This is a genomic window from Streptomyces sp. NPDC048420 (assembly GCF_040651535.1).
GTDB lineage: Bacteria > Actinomycetota > Actinomycetes > Streptomycetales > Streptomycetaceae > Streptomyces.
The window spans coordinates 82,271-104,422 of the sequence record NZ_JBEZKG010000030.1; the positions used below are offsets into that span (position 1 = coordinate 82,271).

The 22,152-nt window shown below is 69.8% G+C and carries 7 protein-coding genes; 3 read left to right on the forward strand and 4 right to left on the reverse strand.

Annotated elements, in window-relative coordinates:
• Positions 1–52 precede the first annotated feature (52 nt).
• From AB0D34_RS39680 to AB0D34_RS39695, 4 genes are all read right to left on the reverse strand, one after another.
• Positions 53–6,886 (reverse strand): polymorphic toxin-type HINT domain-containing protein, encoded by a 6,834-nt coding sequence (locus AB0D34_RS39680; RefSeq protein ID WP_362671144.1) that lies wholly within the window; start codon positions 6,884–6,886, stop codon positions 53–55.
• A 115-nt stretch (positions 6,887–7,001) separates the two neighbouring features.
• Positions 7,002–11,336 carry a LamG-like jellyroll fold domain-containing protein gene (locus tag AB0D34_RS39685; protein WP_362671146.1) on the reverse strand — a complete coding sequence of 1,445 codons (4,335 nt, stop codon included), beginning with the start codon at positions 11,334–11,336 and terminating at the stop codon, positions 7,002–7,004.
• Positions 11,337–11,622: 286 nt separating this feature from the next.
• The gene (gene ppdK / locus AB0D34_RS39690) at positions 11,623–14,343 is read right to left on the reverse strand and encodes a pyruvate, phosphate dikinase (RefSeq protein WP_362671149.1); all 2,721 of its coding nucleotides are present in this window, start codon (positions 14,341–14,343) and stop codon (positions 11,623–11,625) included.
• A gap of 383 nt (positions 14,344–14,726) precedes the next feature.
• The gene (locus AB0D34_RS39695; RefSeq protein WP_362671152.1) at positions 14,727–15,929 is read right to left on the reverse strand and encodes an ROK family protein; all 1,203 of its coding nucleotides are present in this window, start codon (positions 15,927–15,929) and stop codon (positions 14,727–14,729) included.
• 119 nt (positions 15,930–16,048) lie between these two features.
• Here AB0D34_RS39695 and AB0D34_RS39700 point away from each other — a divergent pair, with 119 nt between their 5' ends.
• The 3 genes from AB0D34_RS39700 (at position 16,049) to AB0D34_RS39710 (ending at position 21,909) form a co-directional block, all read left to right on the forward strand.
• On the forward strand, positions 16,049–17,980 hold the full coding sequence (locus tag AB0D34_RS39700) for a hypothetical protein (protein WP_362671155.1): 1,932 nt from the start codon (positions 16,049–16,051) through the stop codon (positions 17,978–17,980).
• The gene (locus AB0D34_RS39705) at positions 17,977–19,917 is read left to right on the forward strand and encodes a glycogen debranching N-terminal domain-containing protein (RefSeq protein WP_362671158.1); all 1,941 of its coding nucleotides are present in this window, start codon (positions 17,977–17,979) and stop codon (positions 19,915–19,917) included. Before AB0D34_RS39700 ends, AB0D34_RS39705 begins: the two co-directional genes overlap by 4 nt.
• A gap of 240 nt (positions 19,918–20,157) precedes the next feature.
• On the forward strand, positions 20,158–21,909 hold the full coding sequence (locus AB0D34_RS39710; protein WP_362671161.1) for a CDP-alcohol phosphatidyltransferase: 1,752 nt from the start codon (positions 20,158–20,160) through the stop codon (positions 21,907–21,909).
• Positions 21,910–22,152: the final 243 nt, after the last annotated feature.

Below are 22,152 nucleotides of genomic sequence, written 5' to 3' on the forward strand. Positions count from 1 at the left end.
TGTCCGAGATTGCTTGAATCTTTCGGGCAAGCTCATTCAACTTCGCGCACTCCTATGGGCAGTTACTGAGATATTCGCCCGTAGCCTTATGGCTCTGCGTCGGAGAATAGCGAGATCCGTCAGGATTCCAACGCTGCGGATGGTTCTTGACGTTCGGACCCATGTCGACCGTATTCGTTCTCACGACACGACCGTTCGCCATTTCAATGGAAACCTTGTTCCCCGAGGAATCCTTGAACGTGGCCCAGGCGCCGGAATCTCCCGTGGGTCCCGTCATCTCGAAGCCATTGGCCTTGAGCGTATCGTATGCCTGAGTTTGCGTCATCCCGTCCATGCTCGGAAGAGGCGGGAAGGGAGTGATTTTCCCGCCATCGTTGTGAACAAGGATCGGCGTGGCCCCCGCCAGCACATAGTACGTATGGAAGTCGGCGATGGTGAGGTTGTGGACCGTCGCCTGCTGCGTCCAGCGCTCGACCGCGGTGATCCGGACCGGTTCCCCGGTGGGCGTGCGGAGTTCATCGCCGGTGGTCAGGTCGGTGGCGTCGACCCAGGCCGCGATCTCCGGGACCCAGAAGGGGTGGCCGTCCGTGGCGGTGATCGTGGAGGTGTGCCTCTTACCGCCGACCTCGATGGACAGGGTGATCCTGACCAGCTTCTTCAGACCCTTGCCGAGGATCTCGGCGGTCACTGTCTTGACGGTCGTGCGGCCGGTCTTCGGGTCGGTGGCGAGGACCTTGTCGCCGGTCCTGACGTCCTCGATGGGCTTGGTCGTGCCGTCGGCCATGAGGACTTGGGTGCCCGGGACGAAGCTGTTGCAGGTACCTCCCTTGAACACGCCGAGAACCGCCAGGAATGCCGAGTTGAAGCTGTCCCGGATGATGTTGCCGCGTGTCACTTCCTCGGCGATGTCGCTGCATTCATCGGCGTTGTAGACGCAGTAGCTGGCCGCGATCGCCTTGGCCGTTTCGACGTCGGCTTCTTCACCTCGTTTGTCCATGTGCAGGATGTAGAGGTACGCCTGGCGGCAGCCCTCCCGGCCGTAACACGCCTGACCCGGACCTGAGTTCTCGTAGACCGGGTTGTCCCAGAAATCGGTCGAGAACTCACCGATCATGCTTCTGGAGAAGTAGTCCGACAGCCTGTCGAGGTCGTTCGTGACCGGGGTGGTCGCCGCGACCCACTGCTTCCTGGCCTGGGAACGCTTGTAGATGTTGCCGCGCTTGTAGTCGGTCGTGCCGGTCTTCGCGTCGTAGCCGACTTCCTGCTGGGTGTGCTTGTCGCAGTTCGCCAGGGAGTACTGGCAGGAGTTGGGACGGGAGCCGATCTCGGTGCCCGCCGGGTCCGAGAAGGTCAGCGGGTTGTTGTTGGCGTAGGTGTAACCGTGCATCTGCTGCGGGTCGTCGGCCGTGAACACCGGATCGACGGACAGGAAGCGGCCGGTCGCCGGGTCGTACTCACGCGCCCCGAGGTGGGTGAGGCCCGTGGCCGTGTCCGTTGTGCCGCCGACGAAACCCCTGGTGCCGGCCCAGGAGTTCGGCGCGGCTCCGCGCAGTCCGCCGAAGGGCAGGGTGCGGCGCTGGGTCAGTGCCTGGGTGTCGGCGTTGACGGACAACTGGGCGGTGCCGTGGTGGTCGGCCAGGTTGAAGGCGATGGATCCGTCGTTGGACTGGACCGCCTGGTGGCCGCCTCCGAGGTCGAAGTAGCGGGTGCCCTTCGCGCTCGTGGCGCCCTTGGCGAGGGTGACCTCGGTCGCGCCCAGGTAGAGCGTGGTCTCGGTCGGGGTGCGGCCGATCAGGCGGTTGCCGCCGGCGTCGTACAGGTACTCGGTGACCTTGTCGCTGCCGCCCTCCACGGGTTCGGTCACCTTGGCGAGATGGCCCTCGGCGTCCCAGTCCAGGGTCTGGGAGGTGCCGTTGCCGAGCTGCCGGGTGTGGGTGTTGCCCGCGTCGTCGTAACCGAAGCTGTCGGCGGACTTCACCGTGCCGACGGTGGTGTCCACCGAGGTCAGGGTGTGCGGCCGGGTCGCGCCCGGGTCGGGGTAGTGGTAGGTGCGGTTGGTGTCCGAGGCGCCGGCCGCGGTGGCGTGCTGGGTCTCGGTGAGCCGGTTGCCGAGCTTGTTGTAGGAGTAGGAGAGCCAGTACGGGGCCGGGCCGCCCAGCACCCCGGTGCTCGGGGCGGTGGCGCAGCCGGCGGTCGACTGGGCCCAGGCCTCGGTCAGCCGGCCGGCCCAGTCGTAGCCGAAGCACTGGTTGTCGGTGCCGGAGCGGGAGGTGTCCGAGACGGACAGGACGTTGCCCGCCTCGTCGTAGGAGTAGGTGTTGTACTGGTCGACGCCGGCGACGTCCTGGCGGCCCACCGTCGAGGTGGCGAGCCGCTGGGTGCCCCACTGGTAGGTGTTGTTCTCGTAGGTGGTCTTCCCGCCGTTCGCGTACATCTCGTACTGGAGCGGCTTGCCGACATAGCTGTAGCCGGTGGTCGCGGTCAGGTTGAGGGGACCGCTGACCTTGATGGGCCGCTGAGTGCCGTCCTCGTAGGTGTAGGCGACGGTGTTGGCGGCGAGGTCACCGGCCTTGGGGTAGCCGACACCGCGCACCGTGCCCGAGGTGTTGTAGGTGGTGGTCGACAGATACGTGCCCTGCAACGCGCCCTCGCCGGACGGGATCGTCACCTGGGTACGCGTCGGCCGGTACAGCCGGTCGTAGGCGACGACGCTCGACGTGTACTCCTGGCCGCCGCTGTAGCGGGAGCTGGACGCGAGGTGGCCCTTGGCGCCGCTGATCGTGTCGTAGACCCACTTGGCGCGCAGCGTGCCGGTGGCCGAGGTGTCCCGCATCTCGGTCTTGCGGCCCAGTCCGTCGTAGACATACGCGAGAACCTTGCCGCGGGCGTCCTTGGTGCTGGTCACCAGGGAGCGGTCGTCGTAGTCGGTGTGGGAGGCGCCCTTGTCCGGGTCCGTGGTGTCGGTGAGCCGGCCCATCAGGTCGTACGTCCAGGTCCAGGAGTTGCCCGCGGGGTCGGTGACCTTCGTCATCTCGCCGCGCGGGCTGTACTGGTAGGTCGTGGCGTCGTACGCGGCCTCGGCGGCCCGGGCGTGCAGCAGGCGCAGTTCGCTGGGGTTGCCGCGGGCGTCGGTGACGGTGGTCCGGGCGGTGCCGCCCACGGGCGGGATGACCGTGGTGCGGTCGCCGCCGTGGATCGTCTTCGTGATGCCGAGGACGGTGCCGCCGTCGCCGTTGCCCGCGATCTGCCGGACCTCGGTCTCGCGGCCCAGACCGTCGTAGGTGTGCCGGTTCTGGGTCTCCACGCTCAGCGCCTTCTCGGGCTTGAGGAGCGTGGTCGAGGGGGCTGCGTCCTTGGTGTAGTAGGTGGCGAACTCCTTGCTGACCAGGCCGCGTTCGTCGTAGAAGGTGTCGGTCAGCAGGGTCCCGCCCTCGGGGCCGGGGGCCTGGGTCTGACGGGGGCGCAGGAAACCGTCGTAGAAGGCGTACGAGGTGTCCTGGGTGTCGGAATTGCCGATGATCTTGGTGGCGACGACGACCGGCTGACCGTCGGTGATGGTGTAACCGAACTCATAGCTGGGGGTCTGGCCTGTGAGGCGGTCTGCCAGCCACACCTTGCTGGTGCGCCCCAGCGCGTCGTACGCGTACGTGGTGACCTTGCCGTTGGTGTCGGTCTCCGTGAGGGGCAGGCTGCGCAGGGTCTCGTAGGCCGTGCTCGAGGTCTGCGCGGTGGAGGCGGTCCCGGGGGTGGCGGGCGGTGTGGTGACCGTGCTGCTGGTCGGGAAGCCGGTGGTCGGGTTGTAGGCGGTGGTGGTGGTCCGGCCGTCGGTGCGGGCGGCCCGGGTGAGGGTGCCCGCGGAGGTGACGGTGACGTCGGCGGTCAGGTCGGTGGTGACGAGGGCCCGGCCGTAGCCGTCGTAGGTGGAGCTGGACTCCAGGTAGACGGCGCTGGTGCCGCTGTAGGTCTTGAGTTTCGCGGTGCGGGTGGCGTCGCCCTTCGTGGCCGCGGCGCCGTACGCTCCGCCGTCGTAGGCCGTGCGGACGTCGGACATGACGTCGGCGGGACGGCTGGTGGTGGCGTCGCAGGCCTTGGCGACCGTCTCGATGCGGGCGGGGGCGTCCAGCGGGACGCTGCCGGTGACGTAGGTGGTGCGGGTGCACCGGTCGTCGGCGGCGGTCGTGGTGTCGCCGAGGTCGTTGGTCTGGGTGACCAGGCCGGTGGTGGTGTCGTGGGTGTCGGCCGACGAGGTGGTGCGCCACTTGACGCCCGCGCCGTCGTCCAGCGAGGTCCAGGTCCTGCTGGAGGCGTTGCCCGTGAGGTTGGCGGTGACGGTGCCCCAGGAGCGGACCTTCTTGGCGGTCTGCTGGTACCAGGGCCGGTTCACGGTCTTGGCCAGAACCTTGCCGCCCGGACCGGAGTAGGTGACCGTCTTGTAGGCGAAGCCGGCCTGCGACTCGTGGTCGGTGATCGCGTCGCCCTCACCCGCATCCAGGGTGACGGACACGCTCTTGGTGCCGCCGGAGGCGTCCTTGCGGTCGCCGTCCATGCCGCGCAGGAAGTAGGAGTCCTCCTGCGACTTCATCGCCGAGGCGCCGCCCTGGCCGCCGGAGCGCACCCGGACGTGGCCGTAACCACGCCACTGCGACCAGGTCTTGGACTTCTCCTTGGTCATGCCGTCGTCATCGTCGTAGTGCCAGGCGGCACCGTCCAGGTAGTCGTACATCGTGACCTGGTCGGGCGCGCCGCCGGTGCGGTCGGACTCGGTGACCGTCGAGACGACGTACCGGTTGAACCACTGAAGGTCCGGGTCGTCGCTGGTGCTGCCGCCGATGTACTGCGGGAAGCAGCGGGTGGTGTTGGTCTGCGGGGTGGGCAGGGCGTCGAAGGAGCACTCGGACGCCGAGTAGCCGACGTCGATCTGGCCGCCCGACTCGTCGGCGACACCGGACAGCCGGGACTTGATGAACGGGGCGTAGCCGTCACCGGTCTTGTCGAGCCGGTTGGCGAGCTGGGTGTAGGCGAAGGTGACCTTCGGCAGGGTGATCGAGGTGTCGCCGGTGCCGTAGCCGGTGTGCTGGACCGAGTCCAGCAGCAGCTGGTAGTCGGTGTCGGCCATGCCCCAGCGGTGGGCGAGCTTCCAGCCGTCGACGTTGCTGTAGGAGCCGGAGACCAGGACCTGGGTGGTGACGGAGGTCAGCCTGTTGCGGGTGAAGAACACCGGCGAGAAACGGCCGTTGTCGCAGTCGGTGCCCGCGGTGCAGTTCATGTCCCACGGGGTGTCGTACCAGTACTGGGCGCCCGTGGAGATGGACGAGCAGGTGGTCGAGGAGTCCGGGATGCACCGCTCGCTGTTGGTGAAGTCGACCTTGGCCAGGGCCTTGGCGGAGTACACGGCGTTGGACTTCAGCCCGTACTCGACGCGGTCCAGGGTGCCACCGCGCGCATACGGGGTGTCGTCCGCGGCGGTGAGGTTGCGGCCGTAGGAGTTGGTCTCCTTGTCGTAGTAGTACGCGACCGCGTTGCCGTGCGGGTCCACGACGTAGTCGAGGTTCCAGCGCCAGCCCTGCTGGCACCAGGAGGCCGCGAACGTCGAGGCGTTGCACTGCTCGCCGGAGTCGTCGCCGAAGACCGGCACCGTCCAGGCCGAGTCGGTGGTCTCGTTGCCGCTCGCCCAGCCCGGCAGGCGGTTGTAGCCGAAGTGGTACTGGGTGCCGTCGGGGGTGGTCACCCGCCAGTACTCGTCGTTGCGGGCACCGTTGGAGCGCACGTCGGAGGAGCTGCCGTAGATCCGGTCGATCTTCGTGCCGTCGTCGTTCTGGAGCTTGAAGGAGTTGGTGCCGTTCGGCACCAGTTCCCCGCCCGAACCGTTCAGCGACAGCGTGGCGTTGTCGTACGCCCAGCACAGGTCGCCCGGCTTGTTGCCGTCGGCGTTGGTGACCCCGTCGTCGGAACAGCTCTTGTACTTGCGCTCGATGAAGCCGGGCGCCAGGTCGAAGCCGTCACCGACCCACGAGGCCTGGTTGTTGGTGTTCCCGCTCCGGCCGTCGACACCCCCCGAGGAGTACGAGAGTCCGACCTGCGGGGTCAGCCCGCCGGGCACCTGCGGCACCGGCATGTCGTACGCCCAGGCGAACGAGCCGCTGCTCAGGTCCGTGTTCCAGGTCGAGGACGCGGACAGCGAGGTGGCCTTGTAGTCGCCCTTGTCGCTGCTCGCCGCCGCGGTCGCGGCCAGCACGGTCGCCGAACTCGCGCTCAGGGAGACCGATTTCGCCGTCAGTGTCTGACGCTCGGTGTCGTTGACGGTCTGTACGGGGGTGGCCGTGCGGCACTGCTTCTTCTGCGGGGTGGTCAGTGCGCAGGCCGGGAGGCTGACCAGGGTGAGCCGGGAGGCGTAGCCGCCGCCGTACAGGCCGGCGAAGGAGGAGTAGTCCAGCCCGGCGCGCACCTTCTCGGTCCGCGTGGTCTTCTGACGAGGCGTCAGGGTGAAGACCGGCCCGTCGACGCCCGCCTTGCGCGAGGCCGTGCGGGACAGCGTTCGCACGGTGTAGGGGGCGGTGTCCCGCTCGGCGGCCAGGGTGAGGGGCGATCCCTCGACCCGGGCGGCCTTCTGATGGGCCGTCACCTCGGTCTCGGTCGTCTTCGGCCAGGCCGTGGCCGGTGCCTCGGCGGGCGTCCGGGGGCCCTTCGTCACCTTACGGGGGACCGCTTTGCCCGCCCGGACGACATCGACCGGCGACTCGGCCTTCGGCGGCGCGGGCTTCTGCCAGCCCTCGGCAACGGCGGGTGCCGCGGAGGCCTGGATCAGTCCTGCGGTCACGACGGCGGCCGTGGCCAGCGCCACCCGGCGCCACGGCCTGCCCGTTCTCAGGCGGTTTCGGGTCTTCATGCGCGTCTGTCTTCCTCCCGTTGAGTGCTCCACGGGCAGCGGGCGGCCGCGCGCGGTGGAGCGACATGCGTGGTCGGGGAGGGGCCCGTCGGCCCCTCCCCGGTAGTGGTGCCGGTCAGTCGCCGCTGGGTACGGCTGTCTCCACGCCCGGCATGCCGACGGCGAGGTGGTCGATCTGCGTCTCGGTCAACGCGCCCTGGAAGACCCAGACGTCGGAGAGCGCACCGGGGAAGTACTGACCGGAGGTCGTGCCGACGGTGTCCCGGCCGAGCTGCAGCGTCTTGGCGGCCTTGTACGTCAGCGCGTCGTCCGTCCAGGAGACCGTGTCGGCGCAGCTCGCGTCGTCCTGTACCCCGTCCTCGTCGGCGTCGGCGCAGGCGGTCTCCTGGAGTTCGCCGTTGACGTAGAGGCGGACCTCCTTCGAGAAGCCGTCGTAGACGAGCGCCACGTGGTTCCAGTCGGTCGGGCTGTAGAACATGCCGTTGCCGATGTCGGAGACGGTGGCGGAGGTGCTGTCCGCACTCGCCGTGGCGATCCGCCAGCGGCCCGGATCGCTGGCCGGGGTGGCGCTGGGTTCGTAGCGCACCGAGAACGCGCTCCTGGCGGCCCCGGGTGCGCTCATCACGGTCACCGGGCCGGTCGGGACGGCCGCCGTCTGGACGTAGGCGCTGACGGTGAAGCTGGCGCTGGTGTCGACGGGGACGGCGGGGGCCGCGGCGTAGTCATTCGTGCCGTCCAGGACGACGGCGCCGTCGACCCAGCCGTAGCCCGGGGCGGCCGTGGCGGCGCCGTTGTACAGGGTCATGGCGTTGCCGACCGTGGAGGCGTCCGGCGAGGTCACCGGAGTCCCGCCGGCCGTCTCGAACTTCCAGCGGCCCTTGACGACCGCGCGCTGCTTGAACAGCTGCTGCACCTCACCGGCCGACACCGTACGGTCGAAGTACCGTACGTCGTCGATCTGGCCGGGGAAGAAGGAGGTGGCCGCGCCCTCGAAGGCACTGGCGCCGATCTGCACCGCGCCCGAGGCGTACCAGGTCGAGGGCAGGGCGACGGTCCCGGCCAGGCTCCCGTTGACGTACAGCGAGAGCTTGTCGGCCTCGGTGTCCTGCACGCCGACCAGGTGCGTCCACTCCCCGCCGTACGCGGTGGTGCCGGTGGGCTGCATGGCCCGCACCACCGTGGAGTCGGCGGTGTCGGCGCTGTGCTGGTTGAACACCCAGCGGTCGTAGGAACTGGAGTAGTACAGCTCGGGCCCGGTCACCACGGAACCGGCCTGGGTGGCGACGGTCGCCGCGTGGGTCGGTTTCGTCTTCGGCAGCTTCGCCCAGGCCGAGATGGCGAAGCTGTACGAGGTGTTGATGTGCGGGCCCGCGGTGGCGGCGTAGTCGTCGGTGCCGTCCAGGGTCAGCGCGTTGCCGTCGATGCCGGCCGAGCCGGTGGCGGCGCCGCCGCCCTTGAGGACCGCCGGGTTCACGTCGGCCCGGCCGCTCAGCGTGGTCGCGTCGGCGGCGTCGTCCATGGGGAAGACCATGCGGGCGGGACGCCCGTTGCCGATCGAGTTGGAGCTGTAGAGGTTGGCGACCTCGGTCGCCGACAGCGGCTTCTCGAAGGTCTTCACCTCGTCGATGGCGCCGGGGAAGAAGCCCGCGGCGGTGGCCTTCGGGGAACCGGTACCGATGAACATGCCGTGCCGGGCGTTCCAGGGCGCGGTGAGCGCGCCGGTTCCGGCCAGCATGCCGTTGACGTACAGCTTCAGCTGCTTCTCACCGGCGGCGTGGACGCCGACCAGATGGGTCCACTCGCCCGCCTTGACTCCGCCGGCCGCCGCCTGCATGGCCCTCACAGGCGTGGCGTCGACGCTGTCGGAGCTGTACTGGTTGAACACCCAGCGGTCGTACGCCTTGGAGTAGTACAGCTCGAACCCCGGTGCGTTGTCGCCCCGTTGGGAGGCCACGACGGCCGCGCCGGCCGGCATCGCGGAGAGTTTCGCCCAGGCGGACACCGAGAAGCTGATGTCGGTGTTGACGGTGGCGACGTCGGTGGTCGCGTAGTCGTCGACGCCGTCGAACTGCACCGCCTTGCCGATCTTCCCCTCCACCTGCGGGGTCGGGGAGCCCTTGAGCGTCGCGGTGAACTCCGGTGCGCTGCCCGCGACCTGGGTGGCTCCGGAGGCCTCGTCCATGGACCAGCCGGCCCGCTCGCGCTGTCCCGCCTTGACCCGGAACTGGTAGGTGCGGATCTCGGAGTTGTTGCCGGCCGAGTCGAAGGACTGGGCGGTGAAGATGTTCAGGCCCGGCTTGACCGGCAGCACCGGTACCGTCCTGGCCGCTCCGCCCGAGGTGGTGACGGTGTTGGTGGAGACCGGGTCGCCGTTGAGACCGAACCAGTACTTGGTCACGTCGGAGACGGCACCGGTGATCACGAAGTCGCCGTACTGGCCGACTCCGTCGTACCAGGGGTCCTCCGGGTCCTCGGGGTTCATGGCCGGGTAGATGGACGAGGAGATGGTCGGTGCCTTGGGCACGCTCGTGTCGTACACGAAGTAGCAGGCGGTCGCGTCTCCGGTGTAGGACCAGGGCGAGTACTGGGCGCCGTCATAGGAGTGGACGTACCAGTTGATCGTCTTGTTGGTGGGGAAGGAGGACGGCAGGGTGATCACGAAGTCCGAGCCGGACTTCTTCGCCGTCGTCAGCCCGGACTTCCAGCGGGTGACCACGCCCTTGCCGTCACCGGTGTCCCAACTGGCCCTGAACTCCACGGAGACGGAGTCGCCGTCCGGGTCGGTGACGTTGTTGGCGTAGATCTTGCCGAGGGTGCGCACCCGCGCGGCGGCGGAGGGCTTCTTGCAGGATCCGCCGTACTCCATGGTCAGTTGGGACATCTTGATCTGCGGCGGCGGACGGTTGTACTCCACGCGCAGATAGGCATCGTCCGAGAACCGCTTCCAGCCGTAGCCGTCGGTCTCGCTCGCCGCTTTCAGACCGAAGGTCATCGTCGACCACTTCTTGTCCGCCGCCTGCTGCACGGCCGACTTCACGTCGAACTCCGCGTCCTTGGCGGCGCAGCCGGTGTAGCCGTAGGCGAAGGACGCCGTCCTCAGGTGGTCGATCCAGAAGCCGCTCGCGTTCTGCGAGTCCCAGGTGGTGGAGGAGGAGATGTCCTTGGTGCGCCACAGCTGCACGTCCCGTGCCGAGCAGGACGCCGACCAGGTGTTACGGACCACGAACTCCGCGTGAATCACACTGCGGCCGGCGAACTTCGAGGTGGGGATGCGGTAGAAGAGCCGCTTGGTGTCCTGCGGGGCGCAGTAGGACCAGTTGCAGTAGCCCATGCCCGCGTCCGAGTCGCCGTTGAACTTCCACTGCGGCGACGACGCCCAGTACTTGGAGGCCATCGTCCAGGCCGTGGCCTTCGGGGAGTACCACTGGGGGTCGATGTACACGGGGTAGACCGTGTCCTTGCCCCGCAGCAGGTCCTTGTCCGGCGTCAGCACGAGCGCGTCCTGCGCGGCGGGGACGTCCACGGCGACCGGCGCCACGTTCGCGGACTCGGCGGCGCCGGCCTCTGCGGAGCCGGGAGCGGCGGTCTCCGCGGTGACCGTGGTCTTCGCGGTGACGGCGGACTGTGTTCTGGTGGCCGCGGTGTCGGCGGGCGCCTCGGTGCTGGAATCCCACATCACGGGGCGGGGGGCTTCGAACACGGCGCTTCCGGCCCCCTGGTCGATCGCCGCCAGGCCCCCCTCGGCGGTCTCCTTCACCCGCATGCCACCGGCGTCCAGCTTCAGACGCAGTGCGCTCAGTTCCGTGCTGGCCGCGGCCTCGGCCGACTTGACGACCAGCAGCTGGGTGAAGCCGTCCTGCTGCGCTGTCATGCGCAGGTCAACCTGGGGCAGTACGTCCGGATAGGTGACCGTGTTCCCGTTCAGCTCCGGGGACGGCAGCTTCCCGGGCCAGGACAGCGCGAGTTCACGGCCGCTCTTCGTCATCCGCACCAGCGGGTCGGACCCTCCGCCCGAGAACGCCAGGCCGACGCTCGTGGCCCCGGGCACCACCGTCCCGTCCGCGCTCCGGGTCAGGGCGGTGTCGATGTCGCGCCACTTGCCGTCCACCCGGGTCCGCACCGGACGCAGATGCTCCCGGGCCTCCAGGTTCCCGTCCGGGGTGGCGAACACCTCGCTGCTCTCCCCGCGCATCGAGGTGATCTCGACGAGCTTGCCCGTACGCTCGGCCTCGGCCAAGGCCCTGGCGTCCTCGCCCGCCCCCTCGCCTCCGGCGGAATCGGCCGCCCCGCCACTCCCGCCGAGCGCGCCGGCTTGGGCGTCCGAGGCGCCGGAGGCTCTCTCGCCGGTCACCGCGACGGCACCCTCGGATGCGCTCACCGCGAGCACGACGGCCGCGGAAAGCACGACGCCGACCGTGCGCAGCCGACGTCTCCCCCCATACGTCTGCATGTGAACTGCTCCCCCACAAAGCAAAGTTGAGCCATGACCAGATGTGATCGATCAGGCATTAAGGCTGCAACATAAAGGCACTTACAAGATTCTCACCAGGGACTCACAAAGGCTCACAGGGAACAAAACTCACTAAAAGACCATGTACACCCTGTGATTCAATTCACACACAAGAGGGCGGCACCCCCGCACAAGGGTGCCGCCCTCTCTTCGTGATCCGGAACCGCCGCCCATCGGTTGAGGGTCGGGGACGGGTGGCGGTTCCGGGGTTCCCGTGGCCGTTGGCCTACCGGTGGTCGCTGCCGTTCGCCGTGATCGCCGCGCGCCCCGCCTCCAGGCGGGCCACCGGGATGCGGAACGGCGAGCAGGAGACGTAGTCCAGACCCACCTCGTGGAAGAAGTGGACCGACTCCGGGTCACCGCCGTGCTCACCGCAGACGCCGAGCTTGAGGTCGGGCCGGGTCCTGCGGCCCGCCTCCGCGGCGAGCTTGACCAGCGAGCCCACGCCGTCCTTGTCGATCGTCTCGAACGGGGAGACGCCGAAGATGCCCTTCTCCAGGTACGCCGTGAAGAAGCTCGCCTCCACGTCGTCCCGGCTGAAGCCCCACACCGTCTGGGTGAGGTCGTTCGTGCCGAAGGAGAAGAACTCCGCCGCCTCCGCGATCTGACCGGCGGTCAGCGCGGCGCGCGGCAGCTCGATCATCGTGCCGATCGACAGCTTCAGCTCCACACCCGTGGCCGCCTCGACCTCCGCGACGACCTGGTCGGCCTCCTCGCGGACGATCTCCAGCTCCTGGACCGTGCCCACCAGCGGGATCATGATCTCCGCGCGCGGGTCGCCCTTGGCGTTCTTGCGTTCGGCCGCCGCCTCGGCGATCGCGCGTACCTGCATCGTGAACAGCCCCGGGATGACCAGACCCAACCGCACACCTCGCAGGCCCAGCATCGGGTTCTGCTCGTGCAGACGGTGTACGGCCTGGAGGAGACGGAGTTCGTTCTCGTGGGGCTCCTGGCGGGACTCCGCCAGCGCCACGCGGACCGACAGCTCGGTGATGTCCGGCAGGAACTCGTGCAGCGGCGGGTCAAGGAGGCGGACCGTCACCGGCAGCCCGTCCATCGCCGAGAACAGCTCCACGAAGTCCTGCTTCTGCAGTGGGAGCAGCGCCTTCAGCGACTCCTCGCGCTCCGCCTCCGTATCGGCCAGGATCAGGCGCTCGACCAGCTCACGGCGGTCACCGAGGAACATGTGCTCGGTACGGCACAGCCCGATGCCCTGCGCGCCGAAGCGACGCGCGCGCAGCGCGTCCTCGGCGTTGTCCGCGTTGGCGCGGACGCGCAGCCGGCGCTTGCGGTCGGCGAACGCCATGATCCGGTGCACGGCCTCGACCAGCTCGTCGGCGTCGTTGGCGCCCGCGTGCATCCGGCCCTCGAAGTACTCCACGACAGGGGACGGCACGACCGGGACCTCACCGAGGTACACCTTGCCGCTGGACCCGTCGATGGAGATCAGGTCGCCCTCTTCCACGACATGCCCGCCGGGAACCGTCATCCGGCGCCGCTTGGTGTCGACCTCCAGCTCCTCCGCGCCGCACACACAGGTCTTGCCCATGCCACGCGCGACCACGGCCGCGTGCGAGGTCTTGCCGCCGCGGGAGGTCAGGATGCCCTCGGCCGCGATCATGCCGTCGAGGTCGTCGGGGTTCGTCTCCCGCCGTACGAGAATCACCTTCTCGCCCGAACGCGACCACTTCACCGCGGTGTACGAGTCGAAGACCGCCTTGCCGACGGCCGCGCCCGGCGAGGCCGCGATGCCCCGGCCGACCTGCGCGACCTTGGTGTTCTCGTCGAAGCGCGGGAACATCAGCTGGGCCAGCTGGGCGCCGGTGACCCGCTGGAGCGCCTCGGCCTCGTCGATCAGGCCCTGGTCCACCAGCTGGGTGGCGATCCGGAAGGCCGCGCCCGCCGTGCGCTTGCCGACGCGGGTCTGGAGCATCCACAGCTGACCGCGCTCGATGGTGAACTCGATGTCGCACAGGTCCTTGTAGTGGTTCTCCAGCGTCTCCATGATCTGCATCAGCTGGTCGTACGACTTCTTGTCGATCTGCTCCAGCTCCGCGAGCGGGACGGTGTTGCGGATGCCCGCGACCACGTCCTCGCCCTGGGCGTTCTGGAGGTAGTCGCCGTAGACGCCCTGGTGGCCGGAGGCCGGGTCCCGGGTGAAGGCGACACCGGTGCCGGAGTCGGGGCCGAGGTTGCCGAAGACCATCGAGCAGACGTTGACCGCGGTGCCGAGGTCGCCGGGGATGCGCTCCTGGCGGCGGTAGAGCTTGGCCCGGTCGGTGTTCCAGGAGTCGAAGACCGCGTGGATGGCGAGGTCCATCTGCTCGCGCGGGTCCTGCGGGAAGTCCCGGCCGGCCTCCTTCTTGACGATCTTCTTGAAGGCGGTGACGAGCTTCTTGAGGTCGGCGGCCTCCAGGTCGGTGTCGACCGTGACCTTCTTGGCCTGCTTGGCCTTGTCGAGGGCCTCCTCGAAGAGGTCGCCGTCGACGCCGAGGACGGTCTTGCCGAACATCTGGATGAGGCGCCGGTAGGAGTCCCAGGCGAAACGGTCGTCGCCGGCCTGCCCCGCGAGACCCTGGACCGACTTGTCGGAGAGGCCGATGTTCAGGACCGTGTCCATCATTCCCGGCATGGAGAACTTCGCGCCGGAGCGGACCGAGACGAGCAGCGGGTCATCCGCCTGGCCGAGCTTCTTGCCCATGCGCTGCTCCAGCGCGTCGAGGTGCGCACTCACCTCGTCACGCAGTGCCGCCGGCTCCTCGCCGCTGTCCAGGTAGACCTTGCAGGCTTCCGTCGTGATGGTGAAGCCGGGGGGAACGGGGAGTCCCAGGTTGGTCATCTCGGCGAGGTTCGCGCCCTTGCCACCCAGGAGGTCCTTGAGGTCCTTGTTTCCCTCGGTGAAGTCGTAGACGAACTTCGCTACGTGGGGTTCTTTGTTTTCCGACACGGGTCTCGACTCCCTCGAGGACGCGGTGGCTGCCCTGACGGCCAGGAACATACCCAGATCGAAGGCTTCTGGGTACGTCTACTCGGGCGTCATACGCCCGTAACCAGTCGACTGCCAGCGGATCGAAAGTCAAAGCTTGGCAAGCGACAGGCCCCGGATGTTTTCATTTCTTGAACGCAAGGGTGCTCACCCACTCCACTTTCCGCTCACATGAGCACACCCTGACCGCATCTGATTTCGATCGATGAACGATCAAGGGGTGGCACTCAGTGCCACCCCTTGGAGAAGTGCAGTCACCCAAGATCCGCTCATTTGAGCTTGACCCCTATCAGGCGTGGCGAGAATCACGCTGCCACAGCGCGGCGGATTTCACCATGCGGACGTCACACGCCCATGGCCAGCAAGCGCTCCTCGACCCGTTCGGGCGCGTACAGATGCTCCACGACCAGCGCACCCGCCCCGACCAGCCCGGCCCGCTCCCCGAGCCGCGAGGTCACGACCTCCAGGCGGGCGGTGGAGCGCGGCAGGGCCCGCTGGTACAGCAGCTCCCGGACTCCGGTGAGGAAGGGAGTTCCGGCCAGATCTCCGGCGATCATCAGGACACCGGGGTTCAGCAGGGTCACAACGGTCGCCAGCACGTCCCCGACCTGCCGCCCGGCCTCCCGCGCGAGCGCGGCCGCCTCGGGGTGTCCGGAGGCGAGCAGGTCCCGCACATCCGAGCCCGACGCCGCCGGCACCCCGGCCGCCGCCAGCCGCCGCGCCACGGCACCGCCGCTCGCCACGGCCGCGAGGCAGCCGTAGGAGCCGCAACGGCACAGCGCCTCCGACCCCGCGGGGATCCTGATGTGCCCGAGGTCGCCGGCGCCCCCGTCGACACCCCGGTAGATGGAGCCGTCGACCACGACTCCGGCGCCGATGCCGGTCGAGACCTTGACCAGGACGAACGCCGAGCAGTCGGGGTGGGCGGTGCGCTGTTCGCCGTACGCCATGAGGTTGGCGTCGTTGTCGACGAGCACGGGGACCGGCCCGGCCCCGGTGTGCTCGGTGAAGGCTCTGGCGAGGCGGCTTCTAATGTCGTAGTTGTCCCAGCCGGGCATGATCGGCGGCTGGACCACCCGGCCGCTCTCCAGGTCGACCGGTCCGGGCACCGCGAGCCCGATGCCGCAGACCTCCGCCGCCCGGTGCCCCGCCTTCTCCAGCAGCTCGGCGAACCAGTGGCCCAGATCGCCGAGCACCGCGTCCGGGCCGTCCTCGATCAGCAGGGTGCCGCTGTGCTCGGCGAGGATCTCGCCGGTCAGCGACAGCACGCACGCGCGCGCGTGCCGGGTCTCCAGGTCGGCGGCGAGGACGACCGCGTGGGAGTCGTCGAACTCCAGGGTGATGGAGGGGCGGCCGCCCAGCGGGGAGTCGACGGGACCGCCGGCGCCCTCGCGCAGCCAGCCCGCGCGGAAGAGACGGTCGAGGCGCTGGCCGACGGTCGCCCGGGACAGTCCGGTGGCCTGCTGGAGCGCCCCGCGCGTGACGGCTCGCCCGCTGCGGACCAGTTCGAGCAGATCCCCGGCGCCGGTCTGACTCCGTCCAGCCATGCGCACCCCCTTGTGTTTCTCAACTCTGCATTACATATTGGGTTTTGCGTGTTAAATAGACGTAACTCTACGGTAGCCCTGACCGAACCGGTCAGCCACACGTCTTCGGGGAGCCCCGAGTGGATCGCACTGCCCAGCTCATCACCCCTCCGACGGAGCGTTCGATCGCATACGATCCGCCGGGTTCGTCACATTCGCTGCACGTCAGGGCGGCGAGGGTGCTGGAGGGCAACTGGACCGGCGCCTCCACGGTGCCCTCGCGCAGCCTGTACCCGCACCAGTGGTCCTGGGACTCCGCGTTCATCGCGATCGGCCTGCGCCACCTCTCGCCGCTGCGGGCGCAGACCGAGCTGGAGACGCTGCTGGCGGCCCAGTGGGGCGACGGGCGCATCCCGCACATCGTCTTCAACCCCTCCGTCCCCCTCGACGCGTACTTCCCGAGCCCCGACTTCTGGCGCTCCTCCACCGCGGGGCGCGCCGCGGGCGCCCCGCGCACCGTACAGACGTCCGGCATCGTGCAGCCACCGGTCCACGCGCTGGCCGCGTGGCTGGTCCACTGCGCCGACCCCGGCCTGTCCCGCGCGCGCGGCTTCCTCACCCGGGTGTACCCCCGCCTCGCCGCCTGGCACCGCTATCTCCTGCACAGCCGGGACCTGGGCGGCGGCGGCCTCGCGTCCGTCGTGCACCCCTGGGAACAGGGTATGGACAACAGCCCCGCCTGGGACCTCCCCCTGTCCCGCGTCACCCCGGCCCCGGCCCGCTCCTTCCGCCGCGCCGACCTCGACCACGGAGCGGCCGAGGACCGGCCGACGGACCTGGACTACGGGCGGTACGTGCGGCTGGCTGCGGACTACCGGGACGCCGAGTACGCCGACGGCACCGGTGAGTTCGCGGTGGAGGACCCCGCCTTCAACGCCCTCCTGATCGCCTCCGAGCACGCCCTCGCCCGGATCGCCGGCGAGCTGGGCGCGCCCGGCACGGCCCGGCACGCGCGCGCGGAGCGGCTGACGGCGGCGCTGGTGGAGCGGCTGTGGGACCCGGCGAGCGGCATGTTCCTGTGCCGTGACCTGCGCGCGCCCGCATCGGACGACCGCGACCCGCACGGCACCGCCCCGGACCGCCGGGTCGGATTCGGGACCGCCCCGGACCACCGCGACCCGTTCGGGACCGAAGCGGACCGCCGCGACCCGCACGGCGCCTCTCCGGACGGCCGGAACCCGCGCACGACCACCCCGGACCACCGCGACCTGCACGGCACCTCTCCGGACGGCCGGAACCCGCGCGCTACCGAGGCGGACCGCCAGAACCCGCTCGGGACCTCTTCGGACAGCCGCGACCCGTTCGGGACCGAAGCGGACCGCCGCGACCTGCACAACACGTCTCCGGACGGCCGCGACCCGTTCGGTACCGAAGCGGACCGCCGCGACCTACACGGCACCTCTCCGGACGGCCGGAACACGCTCAGGACCGAAGCGGACCGCCAGAACCCGCTCGCCACCGAAGCGGACCGCCAGAACCCGCTCGGCATCGAGGCGGACCGCCCGGACCCGCGCGCGACCGCGCCGGACCCGCGTGGCGCCCTGATCCCCGAGCGCACCGTCTCCGGTCTGGTCCCCCTCCTGCTCCCCGGCCTCCCGCGGGACATCGTCAGGACGCTGCTGCGCACCGCCTCCGGCCCGCACTTCGGGCTCGGCGCCACCACCCGCCTCCTGCCGAGCTACGACCTCCTCGGCGAGGCCTTCGACCCGCACCGCTACTGGCGCGGCCCGGCCTGGTTCAACACCGCCTGGCTGCTGGAGCGGGGGCTGCGCACCCACGGGCAGCTCCAACAGGCCGACGCGCTGCGGGAGTCGGTCCTCGAACTCGCCGAGACCACCGACTTCGCGGAGTACGTCGACCCGTACACCGGCGAGGCCTGCGGGGCGACCGGCTTCAGCTGGACCGCCGCGCTCTCGCTCGACCTGCTGCACAGCGACACCACGATCACCGGGGTGACAACCGGCACCACGGTCACGGCGGACATGGGATTCAAGGGAGGGAACCGGCGATGACGGACCGGCATCATCTGCTTGTGCACGGCGGGACGTTCGCTGCCGTCGGTGACGGCGGGGACATCAGCGGCGTCCGGGGCGGCGGCAGCTCCCCGGACGGACTGTTCGTACGGGACGCCCGGCACCTGAGCCGCTGGCAGCTCACGGTCGACGGGGCGGTACCGGAGGTGCTGTCGCCGGTGGCCGACGGGGACAGCGCGCGCTGCGTCCTGGTCCCGCGCGGCGGCCGCCAGGAGCCGCCCGCGTACACGCTCTTCCGCGAACAGGCGGTGGGGGACGGCTCGTTCGTCGAATCCCTCCGCGTCACCAGCAACCGCCCGGCGCCGACGACGGTCCGGCTCGCGGTCACCGCGGACGCCGACTTCACGGACCAGTTCGAACTCCGCTCCGACTACCGGACGTACCCGAAGACCGGCGCCACCCGCTCCCGCGAAGTCCTCGACGACGGCGTGGAGTTCACCTACCAGCGCCGCGAATGGCGTTCCTGTACGACGGTGACGGCCGACCCCGCCCCGGACGGCGTCGAGGAGACGGGCACCGGCGCCCGCCGCCTGGTGTGGACGCTCGATCTGGAGCCGCACGGAACGGCCGAACTGACCCTCCGGGTGATGGCCCGCCCGCACGGCGACAAGCGGGCCCGCCGGGTGCCGAGCTCCCCCGCCGCTCTGAACAATCAACTCCTCGCGATGGAAGGCGAGTTCGTGGAGGGAGTCGCCTTCCCGACCGGCTGGCCCGAACTCGCGGCGGCCTGTGCGCGCGGCCTCGCCGACCTGGCCTCGCTCCAGGTCCCGGCAACGGGGCCCGACGGCGAGGACCTGCGCGTCCCGGCCGCCGGAGCTCCCTGGTTCCTGACCCTTCTCGGCCGGGACGCCCTCCTCACCTCCCTCTTCGCCCTCCCCTACCGCCCCCAGCTGGCCGCCGCCACCCTCCCCGCGCTCGCCGCGACCCAGGCCACCGAGATCGGCCCGAGCTCCGTGGCCCAGCCCGGCAAGATCGTCCACGAGGTGCGGCACGGGGAGCTGGCGCACTTCGGGCAGGTGCCGTACGGCCGCTACTACGGCTCGGTGGACGCCACCCCGCTGTTCCTCGTCCTGCTCGGCGCGTACGTGGAGCACACCGGGGACGTCTCCCTCGCCCGGCGCCTCGAACCCCACGCCCGCGCGGCGATCGGCTGGATGCTGGACCACGGCGGACTGACCTCACGCGGCTACCTCGTCTACCGCGCCGACCAGGGCGGCCTCGCCAACCAGAACTGGAAGGACTCCCCCGGCGCGATCTGCGGCGCCGACGGAACGCGCGCGGGCGGCCCGGTGATGGCGGCGGGCGCCCAGGGCTACGCGTACGACGCACTGCGCCGGACCGCGGGGATCGCCCGCACGGTTTGGAAGGACGAGACGTACGCGGCGCTCCTCGAACAGGCCGCGGCCGATCTGCGGGACCGGTTCCAGCGGGACTTCTGGATGGGCGACCGCGCGTTTCCCGCGCTCGCGCTGGACGGGGACGGGCGCCAGGTCGACGCGCTGGCCTCCGACGCCGGTCATCTGCTGTGGTCCGGGCTGCTCGACAAGGAGTACGGGGAGCTGGTGGGCCGGCGGCTGCTGGAGCCGGACTTCTTCTCCGGGTGGGGAGTTCGGACGCTGGCGGCCGGACAGGCGGCGTACCACCCGCTGTCGTATCACCGGGGCTCGGTGTGGCCGCACGACAACGCGCTGATCGCACTCGGTCTCGCCCGCTACGGGCTGCACGACGAGGCACGGGCGGTGGCGCACGGCCTGGTGGACGCGGCGACGGCGACCGGCCACCGGCTGCCGGAGGTGCTCGCGGGGTACGGGCGGGATTCGCATGGGGAGCCGGTGCCGTATCCGCATGCGTGTGTCCGGGAGTCCCGGTCCGCTGCGGCGCCGCTTGCGTTGTTGACGGCGGTTGGGGGCGCGTGACGCTCCGCGGGTGAGGCCGTATTGCGTCTGCAGGTTGATGGGGGCTTGTCGCGCCCGCGCGGCGGAGCCGCAAATGTGACACAGCCCCGCGCCCCTGAAAAACCTGTTGGCGAGCGGTTTGCCCGGTGTTTGCCCTGACCGGTGAACCGGGGCCCTGAACCCTCCGTACGGGAATGTGGCGGATCCGAGACCCCATATCGGGTCCGCCTTCTACCAGGACCCGTACGGAAGGACCCTCGGGTGTCCGAGACCCTTGCTGAGAGCACGTCACCCGAGGCCGAGGCGACCGTCGGGGACGGTCCGCCGCAGAGCAAGCCGTCCCTGCGCGCGCGTCTCGCCCGCTGGCGGGACGCCCACCCCGTCGCCGTGCGCAACACGCGGTGGGCCCTCAACATCCTCGCCGCGCTGCTCGTCCTCGGTGCGCTCCTCCTGCCCAACAAGATCACCAACCTGCATCTCAGGGAGTTCCTGCGGATTCCGGCGGAGGCGATCCTCGGGGCGGCCGTGATGCTCGCGCTGCCGCGCCGACCGCGTGTCGCGGTGGCCGTGGTGTCCGGGCTGGGGCTCGGAGTGATGACGATCCTGAACCTGCTCGACATGGGGTTCAACGACTACCTCGGGCGGGCCTTCAATCCCGTGCTCGACTGGGAGCTGCTCGACGACGCGCAGTCGTATGTCGCGGACTCGATGGGCGGGGCCGTGGCGGTCGGTGCGCTGATAGGCGCGATCGCCCTCGTACTCCTGCTGCTGGCCGTGATGACGCTGGCGATGGTCCGGCTGAGCGGCCTGCTGGTCCAGGACCGCCAGACCGCCACCCGTGGCACCCTCATCGCCGCCACCGTCTGGGTCGCCTGCTCCGCCCTCGGTCTGCAGATCCTCGGCACCCCGCTGGCCGCCGAACACACCGCCGCACTCGCCGAGCTCCAGGCCAGGCGGGTGCTGTACACCATGCGGGACGAGGCGGAGTTCCAGAAGGTGGCCAAGGTCGACGCCTTCGGGAACACACCGGGCTCCCAGCTGGTGCCCGATCTGCGCGGCAAGGACATGATCTTCACCTTCATCGAGAGCTACGGCCGCAGCGCCGTCGAGGACCCGGCCATCGCCCCCGGCGTCGACAAGACCCTCGACACGAGCACCGCGGCCCTCGCGAAGGCGGGCTTCCACGCGAAGAGCGGCTGGCTGACCTCGGCGACGTACGGCGGCAGCAGCTGGCTCGGCCACTCGACGACCCTCTCCGGCCTCTGGATCGACAACCAGCAGCGCTACCGCACGGTCATGGCCAGCGACCACCTCAGCCTCACCAAGGCCTTCAAGAAGACCGGCGACTGGGACACGGTCGGGGTGATGCCGGGCATCCAGAAAGGCTGGCCGGAACAGGCGTACTACGGCCTCGACAAGGTCTACAACGCCTTCCAACTCGGCTACCGGGGACCCAAGTTCAGCTGGTCGACGATGCCCGACCAGTACGCCCTGGAGGCCTACCAGCGCCAAATCCACGGCAAGAAGCGCGACAAGCCGCTGATGTCCGAGATCATCCTGACCTCCAGCCACCAGCCGTGGGCGCCGATCCCGAAGATGGTCGACTGGAACGACCTCGGCGACGGCTCGGTCTTCAAGCCCATCCAGCAGGCCGGCAACAAAGCCTCCGACATCATCGCCGACCCCACCCGCTCCAAGCAGGAGTACGGCAAGTCCATCTCGTACTCGGTGACTTCACTGACCCAGTGGCTGGAGCGCTACGGCAGCGAAGACACGGTCCTCGTCTTCCTCGGCGACCACCAGCCGATCGCCCGGGTCAGCGGCGAGAACGCCAGCCGTGACGTGCCGATCTCCATCGTCGCCAAGGACCCGAAGGTCCTGGCCAAGATCGCCTCCTGGAACTGGACGGACGGCCTGAAGCCGGCCCACAACGCCCCGGTCTGGAAGATGAGCTCCTTCCGGGACCGCTTCCTCACGGCGTACGGCTCGACTCCACATCCGTCCAAGGGGTGACGCTTCGCGGGGTGCGGGTTGCCTCCGGCGGTGGGGCGGGGTTCGGTTGTCGGGCGGCTGCGGGACGGTGGGGGCTGGTCGCGCAGTTCCCCGCGCCCCTGGGTGGGGACGGTGGGCACACCTCAAGCCGCGTACGGCGGGAAGGGGCCGGGGTGGGGGGTGTCCGCCCGCAGCGGCCGGCGTCCATCACCGAGCCCTGCTCAAGCAGCCGAGCCGCCGGACCGAGGACGGATACCCCCCACC